The sequence below is a fragment of the Streptomyces sp. NPDC026301 genome, assembly GCF_055567935.1.
On sequence record NZ_JBVHPN010000008.1, the window covers coordinates 176,607 to 190,021 of the forward strand.

The following is a 13,415-nucleotide window of genomic DNA, read 5'->3' on the forward strand; positions in this document are numbered from 1 at the left end:
TTGCTACCGCACGACAGCGCGGGCGGCGGAACGTTTTGTCAAGTCGCTTGTTGGTGCGTGCTGTTGGTGGTCGTGAACTGTGTGATGAGCGTTGTGGCGCGGGAGTTCTTACGCCGCTTCAGTGATCTTGGGGTGGTGGAGCGGGCCGTGGGGGGATTCGCGTGGGCGGGCGCGATTAGGTGGGATGCGTGCCACACGAATTCTTTGCGCGCCCGTACGCGTTGGTCGGAGCGCGTACGACGACCATGTTGGAGGCCCCCTGGTACCCCTGCGGGTCCGGCGGATCGAGTCGCCGGGTGTCGGAGGGACATCGGCGGGCGCCGGCGGGCGGGGGGCGTACGTGACCGCGCTGAGCAGCATGGCCGCTGCCGCGCCCCGGAGCGCGTCCGGCGCGGCCGACGGTATCGGAGGAGGCGGCGCTGACGCGGTCCTCTTCGGGTGGGCGAGGGAGCTCGTCACGCCCGCGCTGCGCCGGGTCGTCGAGGAGCTGCCCGCGCCGCAGCGGGAGGTCGCCGGGTACCACCGCGGCTGGAACGGGGCCGATGGGAGCGCGGCCGGCGAGCCGGCCACGGACCGCGGCGGGAAAGCCGTCCGCCCGGCCCTGGTCTTCCTGTCCGCGCTGGCTGTCGGCGCGCCCGCCGAGAGCGTGGTCCCGGGGGCCGTCGCGGTCGAACTCGTACACGACTTCTCGCTGCTGCACGACGACGTCATCGACGCGGATCCGCTGCGTCGCCACCGGCCCGCCGTGTGGCGGCAGTACGGTACGCCGGCCGCGGTGCTGACCGGTGACGCCCTGCTCATCAGCGCCCTGGCCGTACTGGCCGCCGACTCCACCCCGCACGCCGCAGCGGCCACCAAGGAACTGTCCTGCGCACTGGACGACTTGCTGCGCGGCCAGAGCCAGGACGTGGCCTTCGAGAGCACGCCGCGGGTGCGCGCCGAGGAGTACCTGGAGATGGCGGCCGGTAAGACGGGCGCGCTGATGGGCTGCGCGTGCGCGCTGGGGGCGCTGCTGGCCGGCGCGTCCAACGCGCGCACCGCCGGGCTGCGGGACTTCGGCCGGCATCTGGGCATCGCCTTCCAGTGCGTCGATGACCTGCTGGGCATCTGGGGCACCACTCGGCGCAGCGGGAAGCCGGTGGGCGCGGACGTCGCGGCCCGGAAGAAGTCGCTGCCGGTGGTCGTGGCGCTCGCCGACAACGGGCCTGCCGGGCGACGGCTGGCGGAGCTGTACGACCGTACGGAGCCGCTGTCGGCTGCGGACATCGTGACGGCCACCGAGCTGATCGAAGAGGCGGGCGGGCGCGAGGCGACCGCGGTGGAGGCCAGGCGGCAGGTGGGCGCCGCGATGCGGGCGCTGGCCCGCGCGGAGCCCGTACCGTCGGTGTACCGGCAGTTGCACGACCTCGCCGTGCTGATGACCCGGCGGGATCACTGACGACACGACGGGATCACTGATGGCGCGGCCGGATCGCTGATGGCCGGCGGAGCGCCATTGGCCGACGGAGTAACGGAAATTCGGTGGCGGGCGCGATCGAGGCGCGATCGATACGTTCGGGGACGTAACCCATAAGGCCCGCAGCCGTTTCTTCTAGTGGCCATTGCGCTTTCTTGGCGGATATTGCGGGACCCAGCCGGGGGCGGCAGATTTTTGGAACAGAGACAGCACACCCTTCAGCCGAAAAAACCGTCGGCCGGCGGACCACCGGCGATCAGTGTGTACGGCCTCCGGGTCGCGCGCGGGGACCGGGCCCTTCTCGACGACATCAGTTTCGCCGCGCCCCGCGGTGCGATCGTCGGCCTGCTCGGCCCCAGCGGCTGCGGAAAGACCACGCTGCTCCGGTCCGTCGTCGGAATTCAGGCGTGTGCGGCGGGGCACGTCCAGGTACTCGGCCATCCGGCCGGTGCCGCGGCCCTGGAGACCCGCGTCGGGTACGTCACGCAGGCGCCGTCCGTCTACACCGACCTGACGGTCCTCGAGAATCTGCGGTATTTCTCGGCCGCGTTGGGGCTGCGGGGCTGGCGCCGGGAGAACGCCGTGGTGCGGGTGGTGAAGGAGGTCGACCTGGCGGACTGGGCCGACCAGCCGGTCGGGCGGCTGTCGGGCGGCCAGTACTCGCGCGTCTCGCTGGCCGTCGCGCTGCTCGGCTCGCCGGAGCTGCTGGTCATGGACGAGCCGACGGTGGGCCTCGATCCGCTCATCCGACAGGAGCTGTGGGCCGTCTTCCGGCGGCTGGCCGACGAGGGGACCACCCTGCTCGTCTCCAGTCACGTCATGGACGAGGCTGACCGTTGTGACCGGCTGCTTCTCATGCGCGACGGCCGGCTGCTGGCCTCCTGCGAGCGGTCGGAACTGCTCGCGCACACGGGCTGCGCGAGCGTGGAGGGCGCGTTCATGCGGCTGGTACGGCCGGAGGCGAGGACGGCGGACGACGCCGCCTCCACGTCCGCACCGGGCCACGCCGATTCCGTACCCACGTCATCGGGCCCCGAGCCGGCCCCGGAATCGGCCCCGGGATCGGCCCCAGAATCGACCTCTGATTCGGCCCCGGGATCGGCCTCTGATTCGGTCCCCGAGTCGGCGCCCGCCCCCGCTCCCCCGGACTCCGTCCCGCCCCCCGCCCAGCCGCTTTTCGACGGTGCCATGCTCCCCGATCCCCACGCATCATTCTTCGCATCGGAGTGCCGAGGTTGAGGAGGTTCAGCACATGAGAACCGAGTACCGGCCGTCGGTCGTGTCCCGCGCGGTCCGCACCGCCCGCGCCCTGCCGCTCACCCCGGGCATCACCCTCGCCACCGCGCAACGGGTGCTGCAGCAGATCGCCCGCGACCGCGGCAGCGTCGCGCTCATGCTCGCGATCCCATGCATGCTGATGGTGATCCTCAAGCTGATGTTCGACGACGCGGACGGCGCCTTCGAGCGCATCGGTCCGCAGGTCTTCGGGATCTTCCCGCTCATCGTGATGTACCTGGTCGCCTCGGTCTCGACGCTGCGCGAGCGCACCTCCGGGACCGCCGAGCGGCTGCTGACCATGCCGGTGCAGCGGCTGGACATCGTGCTCGGTTACAGCCTGGCGTTCGGCTTCCTGGCCCTGCTCCAGGCCGTACTGGCGACGCTGCTGTCCGTGGGGCCGCTCGGTCTGGACATCAAGGGGCCGCCGTATCTCCTCATGATCATCGCGATGCTGGGCGCGCTGCTCGGGCTGGCGCTGGGCCTCCTGGTCAGCGCCTTCGCGCGGAACGAGTTCCAGGCGGTGCAGTTCCTGCCGGCCGGGGTACTGCCGCAGTTCCTCGTGTGCGGGCTGTTCGTACCGCGCGAGGACATGAGCGGGACGCTGTCGGCGGTGGCCAAGGTGATGCCGATGACGTACGCGGTGCAGGCCGCCGGCGAGGCCGCCCGGCACGACGGGGTGACCGGCCTCTTCGTACGGGACGCGCTGCTGATCCTGGGGTGCGTGATCGTCGTACTGCTCGCCAGCGCGGCCACGCTCAAGCGCTGAGCGGAACGGAGCGGACTCAAACGCTGAGCGGAGCGGTCTCAAGCGCTCAGCGGAGCGGAAGGGCCGAGTGGGTACGACAGTTGGATAGGACAGTGAGGTGGGTCCGGCTCGCTTGCCGGACCCACCTCACCGCGTCGTGCCGGTACTGCGTACGGCTACCGGCGCCTGGTACCGACGCCTCAGTACCCACCGCCCGAGGTGTTCCAGCCGAACCCGCCCTGGACCTGGCCCGTGGAGGGGAACATGAACGGGCCCATCTGGATCGGGCGGCCGCCGGGCTCCCCGTCCGAGGGAACCGCGGACGACGCGGACGACGCGGACGGGGCAGCCAGCGCGGACGGAGCGGCACCGCACGTGGCGAGGGCGACAGCGATCACGGATGCGGCCGCGGCACGTCGCAGGAACGACATGAATTCTCCTTGTGTGGGGCGGGATTTATGCCGGACACCGAAACCTTAATAGCGGCACCGTCCGCAATCACGGGGTTCCTGGAGTTTCCGCGTTTCTTCCCTCAAAGGGGGACGACTGAGCGGCGAAACAAAGGAAGTTGGCAGGACAGCCGAAAATCAATTTGCGTGAAAAGCTGAGAGGCGGATTCCTGAGATCTGAGACCTGAGGCCTGCGGTCTGAGTCCTGAGGCATGAGGCATGAAACCTTAGGTCTCAAACCTGGAATCACACGCCGAGCAGCGCGTCGTCCCACCACCACGCCACCGTGGGCAGCCCCCGAGGCGCCGACCGGTCGTCGTCCGCCGGCGATTCGGCCCACTCCAGGGGCGCCTCGTCCATGGGGTCCGGTACGCGCCCCAGGCTCAGGTAACGCGGCACCCGGAGTCCCCACTCCGCGTTGCCCCGGATGCCGTACCGCAGGCCCTGCAGGTAGCTGCTCAGCTCCAGCCCGGCCTGCGCCCGCACCCGGTCGTGCACGGCCATGAAGCGCAGCAGTACCCGGTCCCGCAGCCGGGTGGCGGCCGCGACGGCCTCCGGGAGCGGCAGGCCCGTGTCGTGCATCAGCACGCTGTAGACGTTCTGGTCGGTCTGGCCGCGGGCCAACTCCTTGCGCAGGGAGTGCCGGTCGTTGTCCAGCGCCGCGACCATGATGGCCATCTCGGTGAGCGCGCGGACGGCCGGCTGCTCCATCTCCTGGGCGGGCACCTCAAGGCCGGTAGCCAACTCCAGCATGGCGAACGGCGGTTCGCCGCCCGCTGACAGCAGCCGCATGGCGACGTACTCGTCGAGGCCCGGCATCCGGCCGGCCGCGGCGTTGCCGACCTGCCAGGTCACGCCGGAGAGCCAGGCGCGGTGGGCGGCGACGAACCGCCGCACCTGGAGGGGCGTACCGAAGGAGCGGAACTGTGCCGCGATCTCCTGCAGGGCCGGGATGAACCCGTCCGACTCGTCCCGCGCGGACGGCGCCTCCAGCGCGCGCTGCACACGGCCGGCCAGCGCGCTGAACGTGGCGGGCCGGGTGCTGAACGGGCCGTTGTCGCACCGGTTGTCATCGAAGGCGAAGCCCCAGTACACCCACAGCGAGGTCCACAGCAGGCGGTCGTCGGTGGCGGCGTCGGGAGCGAACCGGGCGAAGAAGTCCGTACTGCACGAGGCGGTGACCCACGTGCGCTCCTCGTCCGTCGCGCACATGGGACTGGTCCGGATCCACTCCTTGGCCCGTTCGTCGACGATGTGGGCACGCGGGTGCCTGGCGGATTCCAGGGGGCAGAAGATCGGCGGGAGATCGATCTCGTTGACGGTCATGGCCATGAACAGCACCTCTTGCCCTTGCTGACGACGACGGCACGAACGGGCCTCATCCTGCAACGGCCGTCGCCGGGCGACCGCGACCTACATGCCCCCGGCAAGCATTCCCCCCTAACAGGGCAGAAGCGGTCCGAGGTTGACGGTCAGGCGCGGTGCGGTCCGTCGTCCGCGGGCCCGTTCACCGGGCCGTCTGCCGGGCCGTCTGCCGGGCCGTCCGCCGGGCCACCCTCTTGCGGCCCGCCCTCGCCCATCTGGTTGTCGACCTGGTTGTCGATCTGGTTGTCGATCTGAGCGATGGCCCAGTGGGCCCAGTCGCGCGAGGCGGGGAGCATGTGGAGGCCGAAGCCGGCGGCGAGGTGTCCGAAGGCGAGGGGATCGGGCAGTACGCCGTCGGTCAGGTCGACGTCCACGGACTCCACCAGGGCGGACAGGGCGTCGAGATCGCGCTGTGCGTTCGCCGCGTAATCGGCGAGCACGGCGCGCGCCTCCTTCGGGTCCAGCGCGAAGAGGAGGAAGAGCCGGAGTACGAATTCGTTCCGTACGACCGGGTTACGGGGCGGGTTCAGCAGCCATTGCCGCAGGTCCGCGCGGCCGGCCTCGGTGATCGCGTACGTCTTGCGGCCGCGCGCCCCCTCCTCGACGACCTCGGCGAGGCCGTCGGCGGCCAGCCGGTTGAGCTCTTGGTAGACCTGGTTGTGCTTGGCGTGCCAGGCGTACCGGTCGAGGCTCCGCTCGAATTTCTTGGTCAGCTCGTAGCCGCTGCCGGCCTCGTCGGCCAGCAGTCCCAGCAGTGCGTACCGCAGCGACATCGCGTCTTCTCCGCCCTTCCCTTGCTGCGATCACCTTAGCCGGACAACAGGTAGAAGTTGACACGTGCCGTGCCACGTGTCACTTTCTACATGTCCAATCTGGAGTGCGGTGCGGCGGCAAGACGCTGTACGCACGGACGAGGAGTACGGGGGACGGGGCATGGGCGACGCGATAGCCAAAGAGGTCGAGGATGTCGAAGCGACGGCAATCGGGGCGGCCGGGACGGGGGCTGGCCTGGCCCTCGCCGGGCATCTCACGCCCGTACCGGACGAGATCGACGCGTACGACCTGCCGGTCAGCGGCGCCCTGCCGCCGGAGCTGAACGGCCGCTACCTCCGTAACGGCCCCAATCCGCTGCCCTCTTCGCTGGCTTCTTCACTGCCCTCTTCACTGTCCTCTTCGGACGGCGGCGGGCACTGGTTCCGCGGGCACTGGTTCCTCGGGCACGGGATGCTGCACGGCATACGGATCGCCGACGGGCGCGCCGAGTGGTACCGCAACCGCTGGGTGCGCACCACGCGCCTCGCCGGCGCCCCCGCCACGCGCCCCGACGGCACCCCCGACCTGGCCGCCAACCCGGCCAACACGCACGTCATCGAGCACGGCGGCCGGCTGCTGGCCCTGTGCGAGGGCGGGCTGCCGTACCGGATGACGCCCGAGCTCGGCACGGTCGGCCCCGAGGACTTCGGAGGCCGGCTGCGTACCGCGATGACGGCGCACCCGAAGGAGGACCCGGACACCGGGGAGCTGCACTTCTTCGGGTACGCGCTGACGCCTCCGTATGTCACGTACCACCGGATGTCGGCGGCCGGCGAGCTGGAGTTCAGCCGGGTGGTGGACGTGCCGGCGCCGACGATGATGCACGACTTCGCGATCACCGAGCGGTATGTGATCTGGCTCGACCTTCCGGTCACGTTCGACACGGCGCTGCGCGGCGGGGGCATGCCGATGCGGTGGAACGACGCGTACGGGGCGCGGCTGGGCGTGATGGAACGGTCCGGCGACGGTCCGGTGCGGTGGTTCGAGATCGAGCCCTGTTACGTGTTCCACGTGGGCAACGCCCGGGAGGACGCGGCGGGGCGGATCGTGCTGGACGCCGTGCGGTACGACAGAGGAACGTTCAACGATCTGTGGGCGACGATCGGCGGCCCGGGGGCGAGCGGCTCTGCCGCGGCCGGGCCGGTGCTGTACCGGTGGACGCTCGACCCGGTGACCGGCGCCGTGGGCGAAGCGGCCCTGGACGATCTCGCGGTCGAGTTCCCCACCGTGCACGCCGGACGGGTGGGGCGCGCGCACCGGTACCTCTACCTCGCGTCCGAGGAGCCGAGCGGTGCGGTGGTCCGGTACGACGTGACCACCGGCGAGCGCCAGGTGCACGACGTCGGTCCGGACCGGGCGGTCGGCGAGGCGGTGTTCGTACCGGCTCGGGACGCGCGCGCCGAGGACGAGGGCTGGCTGCTGTCGCTCGTCACCGACCGCTCGGGCGCCGGCTCCGAACTCCTCGTCCTGGACGCCACCGACCTCACCGCGGCCCCCGTGGCCTCGATTCACCTACCGCGCGCGGTCCCGGCAGGCTTCCATGGGTCATGGCTCGCGGACGGGGAGCGGGCGAGCGACGGGGGACGCGGCAGCGACGGGGGCGAGCGATGAGCGCGACCACGTACTACGACGGTTACAACCGGCAAGGGCAGCGAGCGCAGCACGGCCAGCAAGCGCAGCAAGGAGAAGTAACGGTGCATACGGGGGCGGAGACCATGGGATCGGAAACGGCGGGACCGGAGACGGCGGGATCGGAAACGGCCGGATCGGAGACGGCCGGATCGGAGACGGCATCGGGGCGGCCGGCGGAGCCCGGCGCGCAGCAAAGGGGCGCGAGCGCCACCAGCCCACGCGAGGGCGAGCGCTGGTCGACCGGCCTCTGGGAGACGATCTCGACCCTCGTCTGGGACGTGGGGCTGTCGATCGGCGCGTACTACGCCCTGCGGGCGTTCGGCACGAGCGTGTACGTCTCGATGCTCGGCGCCACCCTCGCGGCCGCGCTCCGCGTGGCATACGTGGCGTTCCTCCCGCGCCGCTTCGATGTGTTCGCCGCGTTCATGCTCTCCGTATGGGGCGTCGGCCTGCTGCTGTCCTTCGTGAGCGGCGACGCGCGGTTCGTACTGGCCAAGGACTCGGTGCCGACCGGCCTCGCGGGGCTGATCTTCCTGGGTACGGCGGTGGCCGGACGACCAATGATCTTCGCTGTCATCCGCCGCACACAGGGCCGCACGGCGCGGGCCCGGGCCGAACTCGACCAGCGGTGGGCCGGTGAGCCCGCGTTCCGGCGCACGGTGACGATCATGACGTGCGTGTGGGGCATCGGCATGCTGGCCGAGGCCGTCCTCAGGCTCCCGATGATCTACATGCTGCCGGTCGACGCGGCCACCGGCCTGTCCGGCCTGCTGCAGATCGCCACCTTCGTCCTGCTCACCTTCTACACCGTCGTCCACCGCAAGCGGGCCACCCGCCGCGCCGCCCAGTAGGCGGCCCGGAAAACCGGACGGATGCGGGGCGACACGGTACGGCGCGGGGGGCCGCACCGCGCCACCCCGCATCCGTCTCCGCGCTCCCCGTATCCGTCTTCACGCCCTCCGCGCCCCCCAGGCGCAGCGGCCGCATGCAGCGGACAATGAAGCAACGGGCACCCGGACCGACGCGCAGGGTGCGCCATGCAGTTCCCAGAGAGCAGTGCCCCGTACCCATAGTGGTGGGTGATCTTCATGGGGCACCGGTCCCGCACACTCGGCATATCTCGCACACTCGGCATGACCCGCGCATTCAGCGCCTCCAGAGCGGTCTGCACACGACGATCCCGGTGCACCGCGGGCCTGCTGGCAGGGTCGGCCGTGGTCGCCTTGGCCCTCGGCGGCTGCTCCTCGGGTTACTCGTCCGGCAGCGCCTCGAAGACGGTCACCAGCACGGCGACGGTCACCACCCCGCCACGTACTTCGGCACCGCCCGCTCCCGCCTCCTCCTCCGCTCCCGCGCCGCCGTCGCAGCATTCGGAGGGGCCACGGACGTCGGCTCCGGCGACCGTCCGCGATGCCGCGGCCACCGTCGAGGCGTACTTCGACGCCATCAACGTGGGCGACTACCAGCAGGCATGGGCGCTGGGCGGCAAGAACCTCGGTGGCTCGTACAGCGCGTTCACCGAGGGCTTCGCCGACACGTTGCAGGACACCGTCCATATCCTCGGCGTCGAGGGCGGCCGGGTCACCGTCCATCTCGACGCACTGCAGTCGGACGGCTCGGTGCGCTCCTTCGCCGGCACGTACACCGTGGCCGACGGTGTCATCACCGGCGCATCGATACGGGCCACCGGCGGATCGACGTCCGAGGAGCCCGGAACGACATCCGAGGAGCCCGGGTCGTCGGCGTACTACGACACCTGCGCCGATGCCCGCGACGCGAGCGCGGCTCCGATCCAGTCCGGCGAACCGGGTTACGCGGAACACCTGGACCGCGATCACGACGGCACGGCCTGCGAACCGTACGAGCGGTGATCTTGCACCCCGTGCTGCTCTTCCGCGTGACATCGCCCACGCCGTTCGGCGTTCGCCCGCTCCCTGACTGTCCCGCTCGGGGGGAGTTATCCACAGGCTCAGCGGCGGGGCGGGTCGGGCTCGTAAGCTGCCTGGCATGAACGACGTGGACGATGGGCTGGACGGAGCCCCGGGTGGCACGGGCGCAGGCCCCGGCCCGGGCGGCGGTGACGCGCGGACCGGTGGGGCGCCGGGCGGCGAGGCCCTGGAGGTGCTGCACCGGATCTTCGGGTACGACGCGTTCCGCGGCAGCCAGCAGGAGATCGTCGAGCACGTCATCGGCGGCGGCGACGCCGTCGTCCTCATGCCGACCGGCGGCGGCAAGTCGCTCTGCTACCAGATCCCCTCGCTCGTGCGCCCCGGCACGGGCGTCGTCGTCTCCCCGCTCATCGCGCTGATGCAGGACCAGGTCGACGCGCTGCGCGCGGTCGGCGTGCGCGCCGGGTTCCTGAACTCCACGCAGGACATGGAGGAGCGCCGCCTCGTGGAGGCGGAGTTCCTGGCCGGCGAGCTGGACCTGCTCTACCTCGCGCCCGAGCGGCTGCGCGTGGAGCAGACGCTCGGCCTGCTGGACCGGGGGAAGATCTCCCTCTTCGCCATCGACGAGGCGCACTGCGTCGCCCAGTGGGGCCACGACTTCCGCCCCGACTACCTCGCCCTGTCGATGCTGCACGAGCGCTGGCCCGACGTCCCCCGGATCGCGCTCACCGCCACGGCCACCGAGGCCACCCACACCGAGATCACCTCGCGGCTGCGGATGGAGCAGGCCCGGCACTTCGTCGCCAGCTTCGACCGGCCGAACATCCAGTACCGCATCGCGTCGAAGAGCGAGCCGAAGAAGCAGCTGCTGGACCTGCTGCGCACGGAGCACGCCGGGGACGCCGGCATCGTGTACTGCCTCTCCCGCGCCTCCGTGGAGAAGACCGCCCAGTTCCTCGTGGAGAACGGCGTCGCCGCCGTGCCGTACCACGCCGGTCTCGACCCACGCACCCGCGCGCACCACCAGTCGCGCTTCCTCCGCGAGGACGGCCTCGTGGTGGTCGCCACCATCGCGTTCGGGATGGGCATCGACAAGCCGGACGTGCGCTTCGTGGCCCACCTCGACTTGCCGAAGTCGGTGGAGGGGTACTACCAGGAGACCGGCCGCGCCGGACGCGACGGCCTGCCGTCCACGGCCTGGCTGGCGTACGGCCTGCAGGACGTGGTCCAGCAGCGGAAGATGATCGACGGCTCGGAGGGCGACGAGGCGCACCGGCGGCGGCTGGCGGCGCACCTCGACGCGATGCTCGCGCTGTGCGAGACGGTGGAGTGCCGGCGGGTGCGGCTGCTCGCGTACTTCGGCCAGGAGAGCACCCCGTGCGGCAACTGCGACACGTGCCTGGCGCCGCCGCAGTCCTGGGACGGCACGGTGCCCGCGCAGAAGCTGCTGTCGACGATCGTCCGGCTGCAGCGCGAGCGCGGCCAGAAGTTCGGCACGGGCCAGATCGTCGACATCCTGATGGGCCGGAAGACTGCCAAGGTCATCCAGTTCGACCATGACGCGCTGAGTGTGTTCGGTATCGGCGCCGATCTGCGGGAGGCCGACTGGCGGGGCGTCGTACGGCAGTTGCTGGCGCAGCAGCTGCTGGCGGTCGAGGGTGACTACGGCACGCTGGTGCTGACCGGGACGAGCGGCGAAGTACTGCGCGGGGATCGCCAGGTCCTGCTGCGGCGCGAGCCGGAGAAGCCGGCCCGGGCGGCCAGGGCGAAGGCCGCGAAGGGCAAGCGGGCGCCGGTCGATCTGCCGGCGGAGGTGATGCCGGTGTTCGAGGCGCTGCGGGCGTGGCGCGGCCGGACGGCGAAGGAGCAGGGCGTCCCGGCGTACGTCATCTTCCACGACGCCACGCTCCGCGAGATCGCCACGGCCCGGCCGTCCACGACGGCCGAACTGGGCACGGTCAACGGCGTCGGCGAGAACAAGCTCGCGAAGTACGGCGAGTCGATCCTGGAGGTGCTGTCGGACGGCCAGGCGGGCAGTGCCCCGGCGGCCGGTGAGAGCTCGGCCGCCGTCGGTACGGATGGCGGTCCGGCCGGCGGGGCCCCGGTGGCGGCCGCCGCTGTCACCGCCGGCGGGAAGACCGCCGCTCCCGACTCCGACGAGTCCTGGGACTGGGACATGGAAGAGCCGCCTATGGACGACTGGTAAGCGGGGAAGGGCGCCCTCGGCACCCCCGCGCCGTCAGCTGTCAGTCCTCGCAGTGCCCCGGGCGGGCGTAGACCGTGACGCGGGCGCCGGTGACGTCCTGGGTGCCGCACTGGGTGAAGGAGTCGCGGAGGGTGGTGCGCTTGACGATCTCCGCGGAGGTCTCGTCCTCCGGCTCGTCGCGCGGGTCGCTGAGGACGACGATGCGCTCGGTGCCGAGCATTCGGGCCCGGATGCGGTCGGCGGAGACCTCCGTGCCGTACAGGGAGCGCGAGGAGTCCGGCGCCCGGGACAGCGCCAGGTCGGTCAGGTCGCGGAACCGCTCCGGCTCGGACCGGGTCCACACCCGCCGCCTGGCCGGCATGAAGAGCAGCCCGTCACCGGGCTCGGCCGCCGCCCGTACGGCCCGGACGACGGCGGTGGCGTCGTCCGTACGGCTCTGCGGGCTGCGCAAGTACACGGCGGCGGGCAGCAGCGCGACCAGTACGGCCACCAGCGCCCACCCCGCGCGCCGCCTGCGGGCCCGGCCGTCGTCGCCGAGCGGCCGGAAGGCCCGGTCCAGGGCAGCGCCCATCAGAAGGGCGAAGCCGACAACGCAATAGAGGACGTAGCGGTCGACGTACATCGGCTTGAGCTGGGAGAGCAGCATCAGCGCGGCCGGCGGCACGATCAGCAGCGGCAGCGCGAGCGGCCGCAGCCGCACCGGCCCCCGTGTCCGGACCGGTACGCGGGCGCAGAGTACGCCCACGACCACGAGCACCCCGAAGCTCACCAGCTGCACGGGATCGGGCCACAGGATCCAGCCGAGCTGGGCCGACTGCCCCATACTGAACAGCGCGAGCGGCGCGAGACCGGCGGCCACCACGCCGGCGGCGACGAGCCAGGTACGGCGGACGGCGCGGCGGACCGCGCCCGGCACGCCGGACAGGACCACTGTCATGCCGTGCGCCGCGAGCACCAGCACGGCGAACTCGTGCAGCAGACAGGCGGCCAGCGTCACGAGCACGTACCCCGTCCACCAGCGCCGCGCGGCACCGGGCACGCCGAAGAGTCCGAGCCGCGGCGCGTCCACGGTGACGGGGCTCTCGGCGAGCGCCCGGACAAGGAGGTACGTGGACCATGTGACCAGCGCGCAGACGAGCGCGTACGAACGGCCCTCCTGCGCGTACTCCTGCACGAGCGGCAGGAGCGGGAAGACCAGCCCGGCCGCCATGCCCGCGCGCTCCCCGGCCACCCACGCCCCCAGGAGCGCGACCCCCGCGGCGGCCGCGGTCATCGCCAGTACCGAGGGCAGCCGCAGGGTCGTCACGCCACCGCCGAGGACGTCGAAGAGGGCGTGCATGAGGAGGTAGTAGAAGCCGTGTACGGCATCGACGTTCTGCAGCGTGTCCCACAGCTCGGGCAGGCTCCGGTGCGCCATGTCGTAGGTGACGACCTCGTCGCGCCACATGCTGCCCTGGCGGCGGACGCCCCACAGGCCCAGCGCCAGCGTCAGCACGCACGGCGCCGGCACGATCCTTGTCCAGGGCGCGGGCTCGGCGCGTACGAGTCCCGTGGCGGTCCGGACGTTCAGCGCGGTATCGAT

The 13,415-nt window shown here is 71.5% G+C and carries 11 protein-coding genes and 1 pseudogene; 7 read left to right on the top strand and 5 right to left on the bottom strand.

Going from position 1 to position 13,415, the window contains the following annotated elements; translation table 11 throughout:
• The first annotated feature begins 340 nt into the window (after positions 1–340).
• From ACZ4MH_RS16080 to ACZ4MH_RS16090, 3 genes and pseudogenes are all read left to right on the top strand, one after another.
• Complete coding sequence (locus ACZ4MH_RS16080) at positions 341–1,438, top strand: polyprenyl synthetase family protein (RefSeq protein WP_351596115.1); 1,098 nt, start codon at positions 341–343, stop codon at positions 1,436–1,438.
• 273 nt (positions 1,439–1,711) lie between these two features.
• Positions 1,712–2,440: pseudogene (locus tag ACZ4MH_RS16085) on the top strand (ABC transporter ATP-binding protein); the annotation flags it as partial.
• Positions 2,441–2,708: 268 nt separating this feature from the next.
• Positions 2,709–3,500, top strand: a complete 792-nt coding sequence (locus ACZ4MH_RS16090; protein ID WP_351596113.1) for an ABC transporter permease — start codon at positions 2,709–2,711, stop codon at positions 3,498–3,500.
• Positions 3,501–3,679: 179 nt separating this feature from the next.
• Here the strand turns inward: ACZ4MH_RS16090 and ACZ4MH_RS16095 are convergent, their stop codons facing one another.
• The 3 genes from ACZ4MH_RS16095 to ACZ4MH_RS16105 form a co-directional block, all read right to left on the bottom strand.
• On the bottom strand, positions 3,680–3,910 hold the full coding sequence (locus ACZ4MH_RS16095; RefSeq protein WP_351596111.1) for a hypothetical protein: 231 nt from the start codon (positions 3,908–3,910) through the stop codon (positions 3,680–3,682).
• A 264-nt stretch (positions 3,911–4,174) separates the two neighbouring features.
• Positions 4,175–5,260 carry a terpene synthase family protein gene (locus ACZ4MH_RS16100; RefSeq protein WP_351596109.1) on the bottom strand — a complete coding sequence of 362 codons (1,086 nt, stop codon included), beginning with the start codon at positions 5,258–5,260 and terminating at the stop codon, positions 4,175–4,177.
• 140 nt (positions 5,261–5,400) lie between these two features.
• A complete protein-coding gene (locus ACZ4MH_RS16105) occupies positions 5,401–6,066 on the bottom strand; it encodes a PadR family transcriptional regulator (RefSeq protein WP_351596106.1) in 666 nt (221 codons plus the stop codon).
• A gap of 160 nt (positions 6,067–6,226) precedes the next feature.
• Here ACZ4MH_RS16105 and ACZ4MH_RS16110 point away from each other — a divergent pair, with 160 nt between their 5' ends.
• Positions 6,227–7,717: a carotenoid oxygenase family protein gene (locus tag ACZ4MH_RS16110; RefSeq protein ID WP_351596103.1), complete on the top strand. Its 1,491-nt coding sequence runs from the start codon at positions 6,227–6,229 to the stop codon at positions 7,715–7,717.
• On the top strand, positions 7,714–8,589 hold the full coding sequence (locus ACZ4MH_RS16115) for a VC0807 family protein (RefSeq protein WP_351596100.1): 876 nt from the start codon (positions 7,714–7,716) through the stop codon (positions 8,587–8,589). Before ACZ4MH_RS16110 ends, ACZ4MH_RS16115 begins: the two co-directional genes overlap by 4 nt.
• Before the next feature lie 398 nt (positions 8,590–8,987).
• On the opposite strand, the gene ACZ4MH_RS16120 is transcribed toward ACZ4MH_RS16115, so the two are convergent.
• Positions 8,988–9,185, bottom strand: coding sequence for a hypothetical protein (locus ACZ4MH_RS16120; protein ID WP_351596097.1), 198 nt, complete (start codon positions 9,183–9,185; stop codon positions 8,988–8,990).
• Positions 9,186–9,189: 4 nt separating this feature from the next.
• On the opposite strand from ACZ4MH_RS16120, the gene ACZ4MH_RS16125 reads away from it, so the two are divergent.
• A complete protein-coding gene (locus tag ACZ4MH_RS16125) occupies positions 9,190–9,609 on the top strand; it encodes an excalibur calcium-binding domain-containing protein (RefSeq protein WP_351596094.1) in 420 nt (139 codons plus the stop codon).
• A 136-nt stretch (positions 9,610–9,745) separates the two neighbouring features.
• Positions 9,746–11,833 carry a DNA helicase RecQ gene (gene recQ, locus ACZ4MH_RS16130; RefSeq protein ID WP_351596091.1) on the top strand — a complete coding sequence of 696 codons (2,088 nt, stop codon included), beginning with the start codon at positions 9,746–9,748 and terminating at the stop codon, positions 11,831–11,833.
• 40 nt (positions 11,834–11,873) lie between these two features.
• Here recQ and ACZ4MH_RS16135 read toward each other — a convergent pair whose 3' ends face one another.
• Positions 11,874–13,343 (bottom strand): glycosyltransferase family 39 protein, encoded by a 1,470-nt coding sequence (locus ACZ4MH_RS16135; RefSeq protein ID WP_351596089.1) that lies wholly within the window; start codon positions 13,341–13,343, stop codon positions 11,874–11,876.
• Between the last annotated feature and the right edge of the window lie 72 nt (positions 13,344–13,415).

Coding starts and splice junctions, on each gene's coding strand:
- ACZ4MH_RS16105 (WP_351596106.1), bottom strand. CDS start 6,066: ATGTCGCTGCGGTACGCACTGCTGGGACTGCTGGCCGACGAGGCCGGC.
- ACZ4MH_RS16115 (WP_351596100.1), top strand. CDS start 7,714: ATGAGCGCGACCACGTACTACGACGGTTACAACCGGCAAGGGCAGCGA.
- ACZ4MH_RS16090 (WP_351596113.1), top strand. CDS start 2,709: ATGAGAACCGAGTACCGGCCGTCGGTCGTGTCCCGCGCGGTCCGCACC.
- ACZ4MH_RS16120 (WP_351596097.1), bottom strand. CDS start 9,185: ATGGCGTCGAAGTACGCCTCGACGGTGGCCGCGGCATCGCGGACGGTC.
- ACZ4MH_RS16095 (WP_351596111.1), bottom strand. CDS start 3,910: ATGTCGTTCCTGCGACGTGCCGCGGCCGCATCCGTGATCGCTGTCGCC.
- ACZ4MH_RS16100 (WP_351596109.1), bottom strand. CDS start 5,260: ATGGCCATGACCGTCAACGAGATCGATCTCCCGCCGATCTTCTGCCCC.
- ACZ4MH_RS16110 (WP_351596103.1), top strand. CDS start 6,227: ATGGGCGACGCGATAGCCAAAGAGGTCGAGGATGTCGAAGCGACGGCA.
- recQ (WP_351596091.1), top strand. CDS start 9,746: ATGAACGACGTGGACGATGGGCTGGACGGAGCCCCGGGTGGCACGGGC.